This window comes from Fodinisporobacter ferrooxydans (assembly GCF_022818495.1).
In the GTDB taxonomy this organism is placed as follows: Bacteria; Bacillota; Bacilli; order Tumebacillales; family MYW30-H2; genus Fodinisporobacter; species Fodinisporobacter ferrooxydans.
The window spans coordinates 298,054-316,761 of sequence record NZ_CP089291.1; the positions used below are offsets into that span (position 1 = coordinate 298,054).

An 18,708-nucleotide genomic window follows, 5' to 3' on the forward strand; every position below is an offset into this window, starting at 1 on the left:
AAATTTAAGGAATACGTAGATTTACGTATTCCTTTTTCATGCTTACTTAGCTGGTTTACTAAATAAACTATCAAGATCTTGTTCGGACCACACGGAGTCAAGTGATGCTCCATCCGGTTGACCTTTCCCAATCTTTAACGCATCATCTAACCCGATCGCTTTGGTTCTCGAATCTAAACCTTTCATCCAAGCTCCATTCGGATCGGCCGTTTTGGTGACTACATATGGAGCAGGGTTCATAATGGTGTTTTTCACGCCAGGTTGTAATGGATTCTGAACCAATACATTTGGTTTCAGCTTATATCCCTCAAGCAATCGAACGGCTACTTCTACTCCATCAGCACCGACCCCTGGTGCATATGGAGTCGTCATGGTATTCAAGTTTGGATATTGGTTCTTCCACTTTCGAAGAAATCCATAGGTATAGTCACCGGTCATAACTGGAGGTTGTTTCCCGGCAGCTTTATAGGCTTGGAGAACTCCATCTGCCATTACGTCTTGTTCCAAAATTCCATCAATGTTTTTATATGCAGATAGGAAATTCGACATGGCCTGTTTCGCTTTCGTTTCGTCCCACCCTCCTGGGGCAGAAGCAAGAACATGGATGTTAGGATAATTTTTCAAAACATCATTAGCAGCTTTTTGACGAAGTTGATCTGCACTGTTTCCAGCGATTCCGGTAATCTCAACAATATTTCCTTTTCCGTGAAGCTGTTCCGCTAACCATTTTGCTTGAATTTTCCAAAATGCATAGTTATCATTTGTAACATTTATTGTGTTCGGGTAATTCGCCGGATCATCATCAATGATAACTAATATCCCTTTTGATACCGCTTTCGCAACGACTGCGCTAAGTGAACTAGACGAAACCGGGTCAATAACGAGCGCATCCACACCTTGGTTGATCATGTTTTGAATCGCCGCAATTTGATCAGGAACCCCGTTGGTATTTTGAATAATAAGATCCTTAAGAACCCCCTCTTTTTTTAATTTATCACCTATAGCCTTAGCACCATCAACATATTGACTTCGCCATGTATTTCCAAAATACCCATTACTGAATCCAACAGTAAATCCGTTTTTCTTTTTTGGAACATAGTCTAACACAAAGTTTCCAGTTTTATTGCTTTTTGAAGAGATGGCAGTAGATTTAGTTTGGTTTGAACTTGAAGTTGAAGTTCCGTTACTTCCACAAGCAGTTAAAACGAGAGATGTAGCCAGAGTTGCTCCGAGAAAAAAAGTAACTTCACGTTTCATTATCGCATCTCCTTATTAAAAATGGGTTTAATTTTACAATTCGATAAAGTGGAACTTTAAAAACTGAAGTGATAACGCTTTCAATAGTACTAAAAATATTAACCTACTATCTCTTTTTGATACTTTACATTTTTGCTAAACTAGTAAAACCGTCATTCAACCTACAATACATTTTCCATTTGACATTTTTGCCCTCAACATCTGCTGGCCATAATTTCGTAACTGAAAGCCTTGGAATCCCCCTTTTTCAAATTCTAATCGTTTAGTTCTAATCGTTTAGAAAGGCTTGCCCAAATCATATTCTGAAAAAGAGTTAAAGTCAACCCCATTTTTTACGTTTCCAATCTTTTAAAAAAACACTAAATTTTATTATTGACTCTAAATGCTTATCAGAATATGATTTATATAGATTCAATTTTAAACGTTTAGATTTTGTTTTGAATTCTTGATCAATATTCGTTAAACTTGGGTACGGAGGTGGTTTTTTTTTGGAATCGAATGATAGCGTTTACAAAAAAATTTTTAATCTTAATGAAATGGGAAGAGTTTATTCACATACAACTAACCAATCAATAATCCAAGCTGCACAATTAGTTAAAAAAGGGATTGTGTATGATTTAGGAACAGAGCGTTATCGAGGAATGCCTGTTCATCCGATCCATCCTCCTTTTGAAGTTATCGGTTATCGTACTCCCATGGGCCTGGTAAATGAACAAGATCAGCCTTGGATGGAAGAAAACAATTCCGACAATATGCGAGTGCTTAGTGAAGTAATTTTTGGAACTATGCATACGGGAACTCATATAGATTCCTTTGCTCACATAACCTGTGGGCTTGATAATCATTGGTTTAACAACTTTAACGCAGAGAAGGATTTAGGAGATAAAGGTCCTTTAAAAGCTGACGGTTCTAAGTTTCTTCCTATTTTTAGCCGTGGAGTGTTACTCGATATTCCTAAGTATGTTGGTGTTGATATTTTGCCTCGTCATTTTGCAATCACTGCCGAAATCCTGGACAAAACCGCAAACTCCCAAGGAGTTGCCATTCAAAACGGTGATACGGTTCTCATTCGAACGGGTTATATGCAAAAATGGCCTTCCCCGGAAGCTCAAGACTTTTTTGGATCCGGGATCAATTTGGATGCCGCAAAATGGCTTAGTGAAAAAGGTGTAGTGAATATTGGTGGAGATAATGAATCACTTGAACAAATTCCCGCAATAGATCTTAATAACCCCCACCCTGTGCATACCTATTTCCTAATACAGGAAGGTATTCATATTATGGAGTTTGTGGAAGTCGAGGCATTGGCTCGTGATCAGGTTTATGAATTTCTTTTTGTCGCGGCACCCCTTACAGTAAGAAATGCTACTGGTTCCATGATTAATCCACTTGCTATTGTCTAATCTTTAATTCGTTTCAACTCTCATTATTAGAATACCCTTCGGTAAGGGGACGCACAAATTTGCGTCCCCGTACCTGAAAAGTATTTGAATAGAGTAAAAACGCTAACTGCTGATCGTCGTTCGCCACTTTCTTCTTGTTGACCTTTTTCGCTTTGGACAAAGCCAAACGATGCCCGCAGCTCTGCATTGGTGACAATAAGCACGCTCGGCTCATACACAGGCTCAACTTCCACAACTGGCGCAACCTGTGCGCTTGCCCCAATCGGATTCACGCCGAAATCGAACGTAAAATAAGCCAAACTTGCCACTTGCAACTACAGGTTCCGCAGCAGGCACAAATGCACTCATCGGTTCCACTACTGGCGCGTTTTCTTGCGGTTTCGTGTTATTTACCACTACAACCGGTACACCACAAAGTCGACGTGAGAGGAAATGTCATATTGACAAACGAGATGTGGCAGTGTTCGTATATCAAATATCTAAAATATCTCCATTCCAATTTCACACTTTTATCATTTTTTGCGTAAAGTACCGACAATCCATAACAGCAATGGAACCCCAATCATACTAATTGGAAATACAAAATATGCCCATATTTTAACATCATCAGTGTGTACAGTAACTCTTGGGAGCCATGTTGTTGCAAATAAAAACTCGAAAGGAATAATAAACCATATGATGATTCGCCAATTTTTCACGCCTAGCCATTGAGCGGTTCCGTAGCTTGCAATAAAGAAATTAAGTGATAAATGTACAAAAACACTCAAAATCCATAGAATCACAACCAGTGCATCAATGTTTTGGATAAACTCCATCATCGAAATGAATCGCACCATATCAAAAAATGGATACCACATTTTTGCAGGCAGATTGGAACCAAATGTTAGCCCAACTTTCCGCAGTTTTTGTCCAATTCGGAGCAAAAACTGCTTTTTTATAGCCGAAAATCCTTGCTATTACTGGGGGCGCTCCTCAAAATCGCAAATGTAGTGACCTAATATTTAAATATAGTATTTACTTTATTTTACACTTCTGCTATACTTAGAGGTATGTTCATACGACAAACATCTACCAAACATAAAAAATCGAATACAACCTACATCAAACATCAATTGGTCGAGTCCTATCGTACCGACAAAGGGCCGCGTCAGCGGGTTATTATGGAACTGGGCACGCTTACGCTGCCTAAATCCGACTGGCGCAAGCTTGCTGCTGTGTTGGAGTCTCGTTTAGCCGGACAGGAGTCTCTTTTTACTGAAGACGCTACCATAGTCGAGGCTGCCGATGCAGCCATGAAACATTATCACTTCGTTCAAACGAAGTCACAAGAAAAGCAACAACGGCACGAGCAACGCGATTTGGTAACGATAGATTTGCAAAGTATCGCAACTTCTGAGTATCGCTCATTAGGACCGGAATTAGTGGCGCATACCTTTTGGGAACACCTTGGGTTTAACCAAATCCTCCAGAACTGCGGACTTTCCACGGAACAGCAAGCCCTGGCTCAGGCAGTGATAATTGGCCGACTCGTGGCACCTTCCAGTGATCTTGCATCTTGGAACTGGCTTCGCAACCAGACTGCCTTGTTGGAACTGTTGCCTGTTGATCTCTCTAACATCCGTAAAGATGCTGTATATGAGATTGCAGACATCCTGCTTGCGCATAAAGACAAGATAGAGAAGGCGCTCAGAGATCAGGAGGCGCTCTTATTCCCGAGTCAGACAACGTTGTTTTTGTACGATTTGACCAACACCTATTTCGAGGGCCAGTGTAAGAACAATGCGCTGGCCAAGCGGGGTAATTCTAAAGAACAACGTACCGAGCGACCACTGGTGACGCTAGCGCTTGTGGTGGATCAACGCGGTTTTCCGATTTTCAGTCGTATTTATGGTGGTAACCAGTCTGAACCGCAAACATTGCCGGAAATTCTAAAGCACTTGTACGTACCAGAAGAGCCGCAACTCTTTTCGCAGGAACGGCCTACAATCGTCATGGATCGTGGGATTGCCACCAAAGAAACTATCCAATTGCTCAAATCCGTCGGATATCCGTATTTGATCGTCGAGCGCAGAGCTGTCGAGAAGGAGTACGTTCAGGAGTTTGAGCAAGCCAAAACCACGTTCGAACCCATTGGCCATGAAATTGCCTCTGGGACAGTGTATGTCAAAAAACTCCTGTGGGAGAACGGATCGAGAGTACTCTGCCTAAGTGTAGGACGCGAACAAAAAGAGCAAGCAATGGATGCGCTCAAGGAAGAACGTTTTCTGCAGGATCTTGGCCGCTTGCAGGCTTCCGTCACCAAAGGGAACATTCAACTTGTTGAAAAGGTTGGTGAACGGGTAGGCCGACTGAAAGAGCGTTATCCAAGCACCGCTTCTCACTATGACATCGTACTGCAACTTGATGATGCACAGAAGAAGGTGACGACAGTCACTTATGACAAAAAAGAAAGCCGCGTGAAGCGCCAAACCCTGACGGGTTGTTATGTGATCGAAACAAGCCATCAAGACTTGGCGGCGGCTGACATTTGGCGTCTATATACAACACTCACAAAAATCGAAGAGGCGTTTCGTTCGCTCAAAACGGATTTGGGCATGCGCCCGGTTTATCATCAGCAAAAGAGCAGAACAGAAGGTCATCTGTTTATTTCCGTTCTTGCGTATCACTTGCTCATTTGTATTGAGAAGACACTCGCCGAGCAAGATGATCATCGCCAATGGTCGACGGTGTGTAAGGCATTATCTACGTATCAACGCAGCACAATCATACTCACTGATGATCAAGACCAGATTCACCACGTTCGGATTTCAAGTACGCCGGAGAGCGCTCATCAGGAAATCTATCGTTTGCTCAATGTTAAAGATCCGCTCAAACGTAAACATACGGTGATAGCAAAAAGGTTGTAGTGACCGACAAAATTTTAAAAATCCAGTCAGGTCAAGGTTTCACGCGATTAAGTGCGGAAAGTTGGGTTAAGGAATGCATATAGATGAGCAAGGGGGCGTCGCAAAACTACTTTTTGAAGTAGTTAGCGACGCCCCCAAATACTACAAGTATATCAAACCCTTATATACAGCATTATTTCAAATAAGAGCTTACGTTATTTTTTGTAATAACGGTAACACCAGTATCAACACTTGGCGGAACCGGATCAACTTTAGCCGTTTTCCAATCGGCAACCGGTTTTGTCAAGTTGTGATGAACCATGAATGCTTCCATTGTACCCCAGTAACCCATGTTCCAGGTACCTTGTGCAATGGTTGCTGTGATCTCTCCGGATTGAATTTGTTGTAATGTAGATTTGTCTGTATCAAAGCTTACAATCTTGATTGAATTTGTTTTATTGGCTTCTTTAACAGCCGTAGCTACCCCTGTTCCTTCATCCGCTTCTGTTGCGAACACACCAGCGAGATTTGGATATTTTTGAAGTAATGTTGATGTAACCTGTGCTGTTTTAATTTGATCCGAATTTCCGTTTTCCTCTGCGACAATCTGTACACCTGGATAATCCTTTTGCATTTCTTCCTTAAATCCTTGTACGCGTTGATCAAGATTCAATTCGCCAGGTGTGGAGACAATTGCAACTTGTCCATGCCCGCCCAGTTGTTTCCCAAGGAATTTGGCTGCTTTTTGACCTGCTTCTACATTACTTGTACCTAAATACCCATAACGTTCACTGTTTGGAGCATCGGAGTCAAACGTGATAACCGGAATACCTTGTGCAATTGCTTGGTTGATAACTGGTGTAAGTGCCTTCTGATTGATAGCAGTTACCAAAATTCCTGCTGGTTTTTTCGCAATAACCTGTTGCAGTGTAGTTACCTCTTGATTGATATCATATTGTGGCGCCCCTGTATATACAGTTTTAACGCCAAGGGCTTTTGCTGCGTCCTGCATTCCGGCATAAACGCCTTTCCAATATTCAATACCTGATAAGAATGTCACCATATAATACGTTTCGTTTGTATTACCTTTTAATGCAGATGTGTTATTTGCTACACCGGATGGTGTACTGCTACTTGTACCACAACCTGCAAGGCCAACAGTCAATGCACCGATAACGCCAAGAGAAGCTAAAAATTTTTTGGATTTCATTTCATTTTCCCCTTTCTATTCATTCGTTTTGAATTCTGTTATAAATTTTGTTTTAAACTGTGCCGTATTGGGCACAATTTAAAGATGTTTACACTTTTATCAATCTAAACCCAATTACGCTTTATTTCTGTGTGTTAACACATCTAATGTAACTGCAGCAATCAGAACAAAACCGGTAACCAAACTTTGCCAGTAAACAGATACATTCAATAAAACCAGCGCATCATTTACCAAACCGACAAGCAAGCTTCCTAACAAGGCGCCCAAAACTGTACCTTCACCACCTGTTAAACTTGCACCGCCGATGACGCATGCTGCGATCGCCTGCAATTCCATCCCAATTCCGGCAGTCGGAGCAGCCACACTAAACCGGGACAGTGTTAACAAGCCTGCTAAACCAGAAAGAACTGCTGTCAAAATATAAATCCAAATTTTTACGCGAGCTACACCAACACCGGAAAGATATGCCGCCTTTTCGTTACTTCCGAGATAGTAAACTTTTCTGGCAACAACCGCTCGACGCATAATATAATCGCTCACAATTACGACAATCAACAAAATCCATATTAATGTCGGAATACCGGCAATTTTCCCCTGTCCAAGGAAGAGGAAGGACGGTGACATTCCAGTTACAGAAATTGGCGCCCCCTGTGTCAAAACATACGCAATACCTTGTATCACACCTTGCATACCCAACGTCATAATAAATGGGTTAATACCTACTTTACCAATGAATGTTCCGGTTAATACACCAGAAGCCAAACTTGCCAACAATCCAATCAAAGCCGCAATCCAAATATTCATTCCGCTTAGCGCCAAACTTCCGGTTAATACACCCGCCATTGACATCACGGAGCCAACCGAAAGATCAAATCCACCGGATACCAGGGCCACTGTCATACCTACAGCTACAATCCCCATCATGACAACCCCCATGACAGTTGTTGTCAGATTATCAGCCGTTAAAAATGTCGGGCTTATTACAGATAGAATAATAGCTAATAGAATAATGACAGCAAAAATTGTAACTTCCCGTATTTTGCTCAATTTTGCAAATAAAGATGGTTTTTTAACCATTGTATCTGCTGAACCACCTTTAATAACGTTTTCACTAGACATCAACTTACCCTCCTCAATCGTGTTAACTTACGGTTTCCAAACCGGATGCATACGACATGATCTCTTCATCATTGATTTGTGATCCCGTCAGATTTCCTACTATTTGGCCTTTGTGGATGACAAGTACGCGATCACTTAGCCCCACAATTTCTGGCAATTCTGAAGATATGACGATAACGCCAAACCCCTCGTTTGCCAGTTGCCGCAGCAATTGATGAATTTCTGATTTCGCGCCCACATCAATCCCGCGGGTAGGCTCGTCCAAAATCAATATTTTCGGATTCAGTGTCAACCACTTGCCGATCATGACTTTTTGTTGGTTTCCCCCGCTGAGACTCCCTACAAGCTGTTCCGTAGATGATGCTTTCACACGTAAATCTTTTAGGACCTTTTTGCTTACTTCTTTTACATATTGTGAATCTACCATCCCACTACGTGATGCTTTTTTCAAATGGGTGACGGCAACATTTTCATCAATCGACATTTTCAAAAACAGCCCTTGTTGTTTCCTGTCTTCCGTCAGGTAGTAAATCCCATGGTGAATCGCATCTTTCACGCTTCGTATACGAACAGAATTCCCAAACAGTTCAAACTCGCCACTCTGACGTGGATCAATAGCGGTTAAAGCCCTCATAATTTCTGTACGGCCAGATCCCACAAGCCCGAACACACCCAGAATTTCGCCACGGTGTAAATCGAATGATACATTTTGGCATTTTTCGCCGGCGTCCAGATTCGTTACACGAAAGATACGCTCTTCACTAACAGTCCCTTTTTCCGGATAAATTTGATCGAGTGACCGACCAACCATCATCTTGATCACAGTGGCAGAATCTAAATTTTGAGCCAACTCTGTCCCAATGTGCTGGCCATCACGCAAGATAGATATCCGGTTTGAAATCCTGAATATTTCATCGAATTTATGGCTTACATACACAATAGCTTTCCCTTGATGTTTCAAATCATCAAAAATTTCAAATAAGTGTTCAACATCCTTACTGCTTAAAGTTGCCGTCGGTTCGTCGAAAATATAAACATCTGCTTTTACCAATAGTGCTTTTACAATCTCCACAATTTGTTGTTGCGATACACTTAAGTCTTTAACCAGGCTATCCAGCTCAAAATCAATGTCAAATCGTTTAAAATAGGTGTTTGCCAACTGAATGATTTTCCGTTTATCGATAAATCCAAACCTATGGGGTGTAATCCCTACCACAACATTTTCCAGTACTGTTACTTCCGGAAATAGGCTCATTTCTTGGTGTACGATTGAAATTCCATTTAAACGAGCCTCATTTGGAGTTCGAAAATGGACTGTCTTACCGTTTAACAAAACTTCCCCTGAAGTAGGTGATAAAGACCCCGTAAGAATATTTAATAACGTTGATTTACCTGCACCGTTTTCACCCATAATGGCATGAATTTCACCTGGATAAAACTGGAGAGACACATTATTTAAAGCAACTGTACCAGGGAAGCGCTTTATAATGTTTCGTGTCTCAAGAAGTGCATGTACTGACATTTCGGTCACCTCCACTTATACGGATATCCGTACAACATTCTACATGTTTGACTACAGGTTGTTGCGAACTGGCGGTTTGCAACACTTAATGGTTTTAAAAAAAGTTTTCAATAGATAGACGCTTTCAAAAAACGGTTTCACAGAAAATCAAAGTTTTCCCTAATAACGAGAGCCAACGCATTGATGATACGCCAACCTCGCGCCATTCAGTTTCTTAAAATAGGCAACATAAATAAATTCTTTATCTCTATTAGAAATGTAATTGCTTTCAGTTAAATTATACAAACTTTTCGATGTACGTACAAGTTGTTTTTATAACCTAATTTTTCAAAAAAAACCATCTTATTCAATGAGCTTTTTACTTTTGCCCATAATATGCGTTTAATCCATGCTTTCTCAAAAAATGTTTATCCAATAGAACCTGATTCATTGGACCCACTGCCGGATTCAGCACATACGTATGGAATGCAATCTTAGCAACCTCTTCTAAAACTACAGCATTATGCACGGCGTTGTCCGCATCTTTCCCCCAACAGAACGGAGCATGATTACGTACAAGCACGGACGGGATCTGCATAGGATCCAACTGTAATTCCTTGAATGTTTCAACAATCACCTTCCCCGTTTCCAGCTCGTATTGGTTTTCGATTTCTGCAGCTGTCATTTCTCTGGTACAGGGAATCCAACCATAAAAATAATCTGCATGTGTGGTACCCAAGGCTGGAATGGGTCGACCTGCTTGTGCAAAGCTTGTTGCCCAAGGCGAATGTGTATGCACAATTCCACCGATCTGTGGAAACGCTTTATATAACGCAAGATGTGTAGGCGTATCAGACGATGGATTTAACTTGCCTTCCACCTTGTTACCATCCAAATCCAGTACGACCAAATCCTCTAACGTAAGTTGATCGTATGGTACGCCACTTGGCTTAATGACAAACAATCCCGCTTCCCGGTCAATTCCGCTTACATTCCCCCAGGTAAAAGTGACTAAACCATGTTTTGGAAGCTGAAGATTGGCTTCTAAAACATCCTTTTTCAACTGTTCTAACATAATGTTTCCTCCCTGTCTTTCCTTGTACCTATTTCAACAAGTACAGTTCTTCCTGATTTGTGTCCGGCTTGAAACACTTCTTCTTTAAGCTGCTATAACAAAGCTGGTCTTCTTCCTTCTAAATTAAACTATCAATAGCTGCTTGCTCGATTGTAAGTCCTTGTTTATAACGCTTGATAAAGACTTCAAAGCCTTCAACATCTTTTTCGTCTGCATCTACTTTCACACCGGTATAGGTAACAAATACTTTTTTGTCAAGATACTCTTCCAATGATTCATTTTCTTGTCTATTTGTCATAAAGGATGCAAGCAGAGCAATCCCCCATGCACCTCCTTCACCAGCAGTTTCCATAACAGATACAGGCGCACTCATAACTGCGGCCATTACCTTTTGTCCAACACCTTTGGTCTTAAACAGACCTCCATGTCCCAATATTTTGTCGATTTGAATATTTTCTTCAGTTAACAAAATATCTATTCCGATTTTTAGAGCTCCAAGTGCTGAGAATAAATGTACGCGCATAAAGTTTGCAAGATTGAAATTACTTTCTGGTGAACGTACGAATAATGGTCGGCCTTCTCTCATTCCTGTGATATTCTCACCAGAATAATAGCCATAAGACAATAGTCCTCCGCAATCCCTATCCCCTTCAAGAGCCTTACTGAATAAGATTTCAAAGATTTTGTCTATGTTTACTTTACAACCTAGAACTTCTGAAAACTCACGGAAAAGCTTCACCCAAGCATTGATATCAGAAGAACAGTTATTCGCATGAACCATACCAACCAAACTTCCAGAAGGCGTGGTGACTAGGTCGATTTCTGGATGAACCTTTTTCAATTCTTTTTCCAGCACAATCATAGCAAACACCGAAGTTCCTGCTGAAACATTTCCTGTACGTTTAGCAACACTGTTAGTTGCGACCATACCAGTTCCTGCGTCGCCTTCTGGAGGACAAAGTGGAATGCCAGCTTGAAGGTTCCCGCTCACATCTAATAGCTTTGCTCCTTCTTCTGATAATTGCCCAGCTTCATCGCCAGCTAACATCACCTGTGGTAAAATCTCTTCTAATTTCCATGGATAATTCTTTTCACCAATCAAATCATCAAAAGCTTGAATCATCCTTGTATCATAATTCTTTGTTTCCACATCAATTGGAAACATACCGGAAGCATCTCCAATTCCTAAAACCTTTTTTCCAGTCAACTTCCAGTGGATATAGCCAGCTAGTGTGGTGAAGAATGTAACATCTACTACATGTTCTTCTTCATTTAGAATTGCTTGATACAAATGAGCAATACTCCATCTTTGCGGAATATTATAATTGAAAAGTTCTGTCAATTCTTTTCGCGCTTGTTCAGTGATCGAATTCCTCCAGGTACGAAATGGAACCAACAACTCTCCATCTTTGTTAAACACCATATAGCCGTGCATCATCGCACTAAATCCAATTGCGCCAATCTTTTGAAGGGTTACTCCATATTTTTCTTTCACTTCAACTGCCATCTCTTGATAACTTATTTGAAGACCTTGCCAAATATCATCAAGAGAATATGTCCATATCCCCTCTTCCAAGCGATTCTCCCATTCATAGCTTCCAGAAGCTATTGGTGAATGATCAGAATCAATCAAAACTGCTTTGATACGGGTAGAACCAAACTCAATACCTAAAGCTGTTCGACTGTTAGCGATATCAGCTTTTATTAGATTCAGCTTATTAGCCAATGTAATAATTCCCCCTAAAAGTTTTTCGAAAACTGAACGGTATTTGTACAGCATGAAATCACATTTCAATTGCACGTAAGAACATAAGTTAAAAATTACATTTGAAAAATTATATGAAAAAGATTACATATATACGTATAATTATTTCTATAACTTTTATTGTACGTACAAATATCATAATGGTCAATACATGATTCATGAAACCTTGACTCTTATACTTGTAGTGTTAGTTCAAAGGCATCGTAAAAGTTTGATCCGTGGACCACATGCAGACATATAAAAGTTCAAATCAGGAATAAATTGTTTAGAATTATATTGTACGTACACATTAAAAAATATAAGATTATAGATAAAAGATCGCTTCACATTTAAAATTATCCTATTACAACTAAAATCCCGCTTTAGATATACAAAGCTCTCGGGTTTATAAAACAATTATAGATTGTAGATTTATATAAAACTGCCATTTTGGAATGTAAATTATGATTGTATGCAGATTAAAAGGGTGAGAAAATTGTGAACATACAAAACAAGGTACCAAAATACATTCAACTTATAAGTCAAATTAAATCATGGGTTATCTCGGGAAAGATGGAACCTGGCCAACAAATTCCTACCGAACACGAATTGGCGCAACAATTTAATATTAGCCGCCATACAGTTCGGCAAGCGATTCATGAGTTGGTTCATGAAAAATGGTTGTATAAAGAGCAAGGGAAAGGAACATTTTTTTGCCCCACCCTGCCTGGACATCAACCGGAAAACTCGTCCCAAAGCCATATGATCGGTGTTGTTACAACATATATTTCGGATTACATTTTCCCTTCAATTATTCGCGGAATAGAATCCTATTTGACACCAAAAGGGTATTCGATTCTTTTATTAAGCACAAATAACGATTTTGCCCAAGAAGCAAAAGCTTTAGAAATCATAATGAACAAACAGGTTGATGGTTTGATTATTGAACCAACCAAAAGTACGTATCCAAACCCAAACCTTGAATATTATTTATCTTTGCTGGGAAAGCGGATTCCTTTTCTTATGCTGCACGCGTCCTATGAAGAGCTTGGATGCACTACCATTAAAGTGGACGATGAAAGAGGAGGCAAGCTTGCCGCCAACCATCTGATCAACTTAGGCTATCGACGGATCGGGGCGATCTTCAAATCGGATGATTTACAGGGGAAATATCGTCTAAAGGGTTTTCTGAATGCATTGCAAGAAAATTCTCTTACATTCTATTCTGATTTGATCTCTTTATATACAACCGAACAAAAAGATCTGGTTTCCAAAAAGTACGCTGATTTTATTTGTACAAAGCCTGTCGAACAACGTCCGGATGCAATTGTATGCTACAACGATGAAATCGCAATCCAATTAATTCAACAATTAAAAAACTATGAAATTCGTGTTCCAGACGATATCTCAATTGTCGGTTTTGATGATTCAAAACTCGCCACGATCAGCGATGTTCAACTCACGACGATCTCGCATCCCAAATTTGAAATGGGAATGAAAGCAGCTGAAACCATACTGCATCTTATCCAAAATGCGGACATTACTACCAATCACAGTATGGATTATACGTTCGAACCGGAGCTAATCGTGAGAAACACGACAAAAAATAAATGACTTTAATTTCGCTTCCCAAAATCAAAAACCTCAAGATACGTGTGATGCCAGTAAAGGAAGCATACGAATTCTTGTGGTTTTTTTATGTGCATGTTTGAGGTATTCTTCCAAATATTATAAAAAACATGGCAAAAGGGCTGTCGCATTGCAGACAGCCTTTTTGCCATGAAATATGAATTTCCTATCTCATTTCACGATTTCTCCAGTATATTTCATTCCATCTGAGTTCATTGCGGAACGTCAAAGGTGATGTTCCTTTGTTGATCACTACACACTCGATTCCGGCCATTTCCGCCCAGTCTACTAAATTTTCAGCTGTAACGTTGTAGGAGAAGCCTGTATGGTGAGCACCTCCAGCCAGAATCCATGCTTCAGCTGCATCACGCAATGATGGCTCTGGTTTCCACAGAACTCTAGCTACCGGCAGCTTTGGCATATCACGGTCAGGTTGAACCGCATCGACTTCATTGACAACCAACCGGAAACGATGGCCCAGATCAATTACCGACGCACATACAGCAGCACCTGATCTGCCGTCAAAAACCAAACGTGCGGGGTCTGCTTTGCCACCAATAGATAATGGATGGACTTTGATTCTTGGACGAGTAGCCGAAATTGTTGGACAAACCTCCAGCATATGGGCCCCAAGCACCATTTCATTCCCTTTTTCAAAGTGATACGTATAATCCTCCATGAAAGAGGTTCCTTCGTTATCAGCAAGAATTTTCATAACCCGGACAAACGCACCTGTTTTCCAGTCGCCTTCACCCCCGAAGCCGTAACCTTCTGCCATCAGCCGTTGAACGGCCAAACCCGGCAGCTGCTTCATCCCATGCAAATCTTCAAAAGTTGTGGTAAAAGCACTAAAATTCCCTTCTTTTAAAAATGCTTTCATTCCAAGCTCGATCCGGGCTTGTTCGCGTACTGACTCCCAAACGGAAGCGGTGTTGCGGGTTTCTGACGAAATATCATAAAGCTCTGTATATTCATCCAGCAGCCTGTTTACCTCAGATTCTGATATTTCATTTATAACTTGTACGAGATCACCGACTCCATATCCGCTTACCGACCAACCGAATTGAATTTGCGCAGCTACCTTGTCCCCCTCGGTTACAGCTACCTCGCGCATATTGTCGCCAAACCTCGCTACTTTCAAATGACGGCTTTCCGTGAAGGCAATAGCCGTGCGCATCCAAGCACCGATTCGGTCTCGTACTTCAACGTCCTCCCAATACCCTACAACCACTTTTCTTGCAATCCCCAGACGTGCGCCAATAAACCCATATTCCCGGTCACCGTGTGCGGATTGATTCAAATTCATGAAATCCATATCAATGCTGTCCCAAGGAATATCACGGTTAAACTGCGTGTGCAAGTGCAGCAGAGGCTTACGCAGTTCAGACAGGCCGGTAATCCACATTTTTGCTGGAGAAAATGTATGCATCCATGTGATAATTCCCGCACATGTATCATCTGCATTCGCCTCGATACACAATCTACGAATTGCATCAGGTGTTGTTAGCACGGACTTAAAAATCAATTTAAATGGAATATTGGAAGCACGATCCAATCCCTCCGCAATTTTTATTGAATGATTTTCTACTTCTTTCAGTGTTTCTGGCCCGTATAGATGCTGACTGCCGGTAACAAACCAGAACGTATAGGATTTAAAATCTCTCATAATGGTTCCTCCTTAAATGTTGTTCGTAAAAAAGAGAAAAAATTTGTACGCACATAAAAAATGTTACCAAAATAAACACAGAATTTAGCTAGAAATATTTACATTTAACCGTTTTCAAGATGTATAAACGTATAATTTGTACGTACAACACAATGTGTTTTTATTGTACCCTGAGCAAACGGTTATTTCAAGTTTTTTATTCTACCCCAACTTCCTCCAGGAATAACCAATTTTCAGTGGTTTTCCATTTATCTTTCAATTTCCTTCATCAAAGCCAATAGGGGTACGTGAGTACATCACCCCCATATTAAGCACGCCCAATGTATTCCAATTAAGATAGTAGTTGCTGGCAAGGGAGCTGAGTTAAAGGAGATTATTTTAAAAAATTATTTAGAATAGTCATTGATTTTTAGGCTTCCTCACTGTCTAGCAGGATTGGAAGTTGAGCATACTGAGATTATCAACTAGTAAAGGAGATAATTTCGAATGGAACTTATATAGTGGTCCCCAGAAACTAAACAACTCAGAAGGGACCGATTAAGCTACAATATGAGTATGAGAAAACATTATTCGGCATCATTCAAAGCAGAAGTCGTCTTGGAACTACTCAAAGAAGAAAAAACTATCGCTCAGATTTCATCTGAATACGGTGTGCACGTCACGATGCTCCACCGTTGGAAGAACACTGCCGTAGAGAATATGTCAAGCCTGTTTGAGGACGAAGGCAAGAAGAACGCCACCCTCAAGAAGGAGCATGAAAAAGAAACGTCTGAACTCTATGCGAAAATCGGTCGCTTAACCACGGAGGTTGAGTGGCTTAAAAAAAAATCTGGCATCAAACCGAACTAGAGATGATAGAGTTGCTATGGTCGATCACGATAGTGAGAAACTTTCTATTTCTAGGCAGGCAGAGTTACTCAGCCTGAATCGTTCGAGCCTTTACTACAACCCTGTGAGCGTCTCTGACGAGGAGATCCGTCTCCGGCGACGCATCGACGAGATATACACAGATCGGCCAGTCTCAGGAAGTCGTTACATTACGGCGATCCTGCGGCGAGAGGGCTGGGCCATCAACCGCAAGCGTGTCGTACGCTGCATGAGGGAAATGGGGATTGCCGGTGTGAGCCCTAGTCCGAATCTGAGTAAACGGAACCTGGCCCACAAGATTTATCCCTATCTGCTTAGAGGCGTTAAGGCCAGTCACCCCAATCATGTCTGGTCAATCGACATCACCTATATCCGCCTCAAGCGTGGATGGATGTATCTTGTCGCCGTGATTGACTTGTATTCCCGCTATATTGTGAGTTGGGAGTTGGATCAGACACTGGAGATCGACTTCGTGCTGAAGGCCACTCAGACGGCTTTGGGGCATGCGAAGCCAGAGATTTGGAACAGCGACCAAGGCAGTCATTTCACCAGTCCACAGTACACGGATATACTCAAGCAAGCTAGCGTCCGAATTAGCATGGACGGAAAGAATCGAGCTGTGGATAATATCTTTATTGAAAGATTTTGGCGAACGCTCAAGTACCAGGAAGTATACACAAAAGAATACGCCACACCACGGGAGGCGCGGGAATCAATCAGAAAATTCGTATACAAGTACAATCACGAACGGCCACACCAATCGCTCAACTATCACACGCCTGCTGGGATTTACCTGGATGGCATGAAACCTGAGGATCCGATTCCTACTTCTTCTCGGCAAAATACATATTCAGGAAAGGAGATTGCTTAGCAACAAAGGGATGAAAGAAAACGAACAGGGGAAGCCGCTTCGCTCCTCCCCTCTGGCCTACGGCCATTCACCCCTCCCACTCCTCCTAAAAAGAGGATAGGAACAGGGAAAACTGGACTATAGCTTAGAGATTAAAAATTGTTGTCTTGACAAATGGGGCCATCATACGGTGTCCCTCCTTGGATAGAATCTTGCTTTTCCTGATGGATTCGTCGAATAATTGGCTCACAATACTTGATCGATCTTACGCGGTCTCCCTGAAAGCGCGGTTGGTAGCGTGTGAAGGCGATATCAATCCCTTCAAGAATCACAACAGTTGCGATTCCGTCAGCAAGCATCTGCCGAATTCACTCATAATCACCGCTAGGAAGAAACGCAGCGCCGGTTTTGTTGCAAAAATACGTTTCAATCTGTGAGAGAGATGATGTTTTTTCATCATCATCTTTTACATCTTTTTTATCTTTATCACTATCATGATTAGATAGGACATTTTTGCCCGATGACTGTGCAGAATTGTGTGTTCTCTGCTCATCAGATAGGGCAGAATTTCCCTGTCTCTCGTTGTTTGACTGTTCATTTTTGCCTTCTCTGTTAGTGAGAGATCCGGCAGATTTGCCTGCTCTTTGTGAATGAGATAGGGCATGATTGCTGCTATTCATTTTGGCATAAACTCGATTCGTCACTCGAATGATCTGGCCGTATGGGGCACGCGTCATTCGAATGTAGGATAGATCATGAAGCCGATTCAGATTGCGTTTTATCGTATCCTGACTGGATTGAAGCACCAGAGCGATTTCCTGATATTTAATGGGTCTGCCACCATGTACGAGTCCCCAGACAATTCCGGTGTCATCCTGTGTCTCTGTTGTCGCATGACTTGCACACCATAAAAGTTCCCAGATCGCAGGCCCAATCTTCAAACGGTGTAAGAAAAGATCTTCACCCACTGATATCAAGGAGTGGAAATGCACTCGATCCCTCCTGTCATCAGATTTTTACTAAGAGCTAATCCGAGCACCAGGTGTTTACCCGTTTTAGTGATTTTTGGTCATGTTCTTTTGCCAGATGCCAACCCAACTGCAGTTGAACTTCTTTGAGCTGTTCCTGATAATATCGGACAGCTCCCAGCGCTTTTAGATCATGAGCCGGATACAACTCCTGGATCTGTTGTTTGTAAAGAGCTTCTTTTTTACGCAGTTTGTCAATTTGTTCACTTTTCATTTTGAATCGCCTCCTTTTCGTTAGGAGATAGCTTGTCCTGCTGAAGTAAATCTGGGAACAGATGTTCAAGTGATGATTCAAGTGCAGCTGAAATTTGTATGGCGCGTTTGAGTGAAAGACCGCGTTTGCCGCTTTCGATATTGTGATAGCCAGCTGAAGAAAGCCTTAATTTTGTGGCAATTTGTTCCTGGGTAAGTCCTAAACTCTCGCGTCTTTCACGAACGTAACGCAATTCTTGATGGATCAATCGATCACCCTTC

Annotated in this window: 16 protein-coding genes; 4 read left to right on the plus strand and 12 right to left on the minus strand. The window is 41.4% G+C overall.

Annotated features, from left to right (window positions below):
• Window positions 1-42: 42 nt before the first annotated feature.
• Entirely contained in the window at window positions 43-1,257 is a 1,215-nt protein-coding gene (locus tag LSG31_RS01645; protein ID WP_347437704.1) for a substrate-binding domain-containing protein, read from the minus strand.
• Window positions 1,258-1,745: 488 nt separating this feature from the next.
• Here LSG31_RS01645 and LSG31_RS01650 point away from each other — a divergent pair, with 488 nt between their 5' ends.
• Window positions 1,746-2,660 (plus strand): cyclase family protein, encoded by a 915-nt coding sequence (locus LSG31_RS01650; RefSeq protein ID WP_347437705.1) that lies wholly within the window; start codon window positions 1,746-1,748, stop codon window positions 2,658-2,660.
• 26 nt (window positions 2,661-2,686) lie between these two features.
• Here LSG31_RS01650 and LSG31_RS01655 read toward each other — a convergent pair whose 3' ends face one another.
• Both LSG31_RS01655 and LSG31_RS01660 read right to left on the minus strand, forming a co-directional pair.
• The gene (locus LSG31_RS01655; protein WP_347437706.1) at window positions 2,687-2,974 is read right to left on the minus strand and encodes a hypothetical protein; all 288 of its coding nucleotides are present in this window, start codon (window positions 2,972-2,974) and stop codon (window positions 2,687-2,689) included.
• 198 nt (window positions 2,975-3,172) lie between these two features.
• Window positions 3,173-3,583 (minus strand): GerAB/ArcD/ProY family transporter, encoded by a 411-nt coding sequence (locus LSG31_RS01660; RefSeq protein ID WP_347437707.1) that lies wholly within the window; start codon window positions 3,581-3,583, stop codon window positions 3,173-3,175.
• A gap of 126 nt (window positions 3,584-3,709) precedes the next feature.
• Between LSG31_RS01660 and LSG31_RS01665 the strand changes: the two genes are divergently transcribed.
• Window positions 3,710-5,566: an IS1634 family transposase gene (locus tag LSG31_RS01665; RefSeq protein ID WP_430734230.1), complete on the plus strand. Its 1,857-nt coding sequence runs from the start codon at window positions 3,710-3,712 to the stop codon at window positions 5,564-5,566.
• A gap of 172 nt (window positions 5,567-5,738) precedes the next feature.
• Here LSG31_RS01665 and LSG31_RS01670 read toward each other — a convergent pair whose 3' ends face one another.
• The 5 genes from LSG31_RS01670 to LSG31_RS01690 all read right to left on the minus strand — a co-directional run bounded on the left by LSG31_RS01670 (window position 5,739) and on the right by LSG31_RS01690 (window position 12,230).
• Window positions 5,739-6,755, minus strand: a complete 1,017-nt coding sequence (locus LSG31_RS01670; protein WP_347437709.1) for a substrate-binding domain-containing protein — start codon at window positions 6,753-6,755, stop codon at window positions 5,739-5,741.
• 114 nt (window positions 6,756-6,869) lie between these two features.
• Window positions 6,870-7,874 (minus strand): ABC transporter permease, encoded by a 1,005-nt coding sequence (locus LSG31_RS01675; protein WP_347437710.1) that lies wholly within the window; start codon window positions 7,872-7,874, stop codon window positions 6,870-6,872.
• A 22-nt stretch (window positions 7,875-7,896) separates the two neighbouring features.
• Complete coding sequence (locus LSG31_RS01680) at window positions 7,897-9,396, minus strand: sugar ABC transporter ATP-binding protein (RefSeq protein WP_347437711.1); 1,500 nt, start codon at window positions 9,394-9,396, stop codon at window positions 7,897-7,899.
• A gap of 358 nt (window positions 9,397-9,754) precedes the next feature.
• Window positions 9,755-10,450 carry an L-ribulose-5-phosphate 4-epimerase gene (gene araD, locus LSG31_RS01685; RefSeq protein WP_347437712.1) on the minus strand — a complete coding sequence of 232 codons (696 nt, stop codon included), beginning with the start codon at window positions 10,448-10,450 and terminating at the stop codon, window positions 9,755-9,757.
• Between the two features lie 118 nt (window positions 10,451-10,568).
• Window positions 10,569-12,230 (minus strand): xylulokinase, encoded by a 1,662-nt coding sequence (locus tag LSG31_RS01690; protein WP_430734231.1) that lies wholly within the window; start codon window positions 12,228-12,230, stop codon window positions 10,569-10,571.
• 462 nt (window positions 12,231-12,692) lie between these two features.
• Between LSG31_RS01690 and LSG31_RS01695 the strand changes: the two genes are divergently transcribed.
• A complete protein-coding gene (locus tag LSG31_RS01695) occupies window positions 12,693-13,808 on the plus strand; it encodes a GntR family transcriptional regulator (RefSeq protein WP_347437713.1) in 1,116 nt (371 codons plus the stop codon).
• Window positions 13,809-13,989: 181 nt separating this feature from the next.
• Here the strand turns inward: LSG31_RS01695 and araA are convergent, their stop codons facing one another.
• Window positions 13,990-15,489 carry an L-arabinose isomerase gene (araA, locus tag LSG31_RS01700; RefSeq protein WP_347437714.1) on the minus strand — a complete coding sequence of 500 codons (1,500 nt, stop codon included), beginning with the start codon at window positions 15,487-15,489 and terminating at the stop codon, window positions 13,990-13,992.
• Window positions 15,490-16,038: 549 nt separating this feature from the next.
• On the opposite strand from araA, the gene LSG31_RS01705 reads away from it, so the two are divergent.
• Window positions 16,039-17,227, plus strand: a protein-coding gene (locus LSG31_RS01705) for an IS3 family transposase (RefSeq protein ID WP_430734232.1) whose coding sequence is annotated in 2 segments (ribosomal slippage) — window positions 16,039-16,310 and window positions 16,309-17,227 — 1,191 coding nt in all. Because the reading frame shifts where the segments join, the coding sequence is not laid out codon by codon here.
• Between the two features lie 347 nt (window positions 17,228-17,574).
• Here the strand turns inward: LSG31_RS01705 and LSG31_RS01710 are convergent.
• From LSG31_RS01710 to LSG31_RS01720, 3 genes are read right to left on the minus strand one after another with little or no spacing between them, the layout of a single operon-like run.
• Window positions 17,575-18,198, minus strand: a complete 624-nt coding sequence (locus LSG31_RS01710; RefSeq protein ID WP_347437716.1) for a hypothetical protein — start codon at window positions 18,196-18,198, stop codon at window positions 17,575-17,577.
• A 34-nt stretch (window positions 18,199-18,232) separates the two neighbouring features.
• Window positions 18,233-18,448 (minus strand): hypothetical protein, encoded by a 216-nt coding sequence (locus tag LSG31_RS01715; RefSeq protein WP_347437717.1) that lies wholly within the window; start codon window positions 18,446-18,448, stop codon window positions 18,233-18,235.
• Entirely contained in the window at window positions 18,438-18,695 is a 258-nt protein-coding gene (locus LSG31_RS01720; protein WP_347437718.1) for a helix-turn-helix transcriptional regulator, read from the minus strand. The genes LSG31_RS01715 and LSG31_RS01720 overlap by 11 nt, the downstream gene beginning before the upstream one ends.
• Window positions 18,696-18,708: the final 13 nt, after the last annotated feature.

What these genes read in the sequence shown, in the direction of transcription:
- LSG31_RS01680 (WP_347437711.1), bottom strand. Translation starts at nt 9,396, where the DNA reads ATGTCAGTACATGCACTTCTTGAGACACGAAACATTATAAAGCGCTTC.
- LSG31_RS01670 (WP_347437709.1), bottom strand. Translation starts at nt 6,755, where the DNA reads ATGAAATCCAAAAAATTTTTAGCTTCTCTTGGCGTTATCGGTGCATTG.
- LSG31_RS01675 (WP_347437710.1), bottom strand. Translation starts at nt 7,874, where the DNA reads ATGTCTAGTGAAAACGTTATTAAAGGTGGTTCAGCAGATACAATGGTT.
- LSG31_RS01715 (WP_347437717.1), bottom strand. Translation starts at nt 18,448, where the DNA reads ATGAAAAGTGAACAAATTGACAAACTGCGTAAAAAAGAAGCTCTTTAC.
- LSG31_RS01665 (WP_430734230.1), top strand. Translation starts at nt 3,710, where the DNA reads ATGTTCATACGACAAACATCTACCAAACATAAAAAATCGAATACAACC.
- LSG31_RS01690 (WP_430734231.1), bottom strand. Translation starts at nt 12,230, where the DNA reads ATGCTGTACAAATACCGTTCAGTTTTCGAAAAACTTTTAGGGGGAATT.
- LSG31_RS01645 (WP_347437704.1), bottom strand. Translation starts at nt 1,257, where the DNA reads ATGAAACGTGAAGTTACTTTTTTTCTCGGAGCAACTCTGGCTACATCT.
- araD (WP_347437712.1), bottom strand. Translation starts at nt 10,450, where the DNA reads ATGTTAGAACAGTTGAAAAAGGATGTTTTAGAAGCCAATCTTCAGCTT.
- araA (WP_347437714.1), bottom strand. Translation starts at nt 15,489, where the DNA reads ATGAGAGATTTTAAATCCTATACGTTCTGGTTTGTTACCGGCAGTCAG.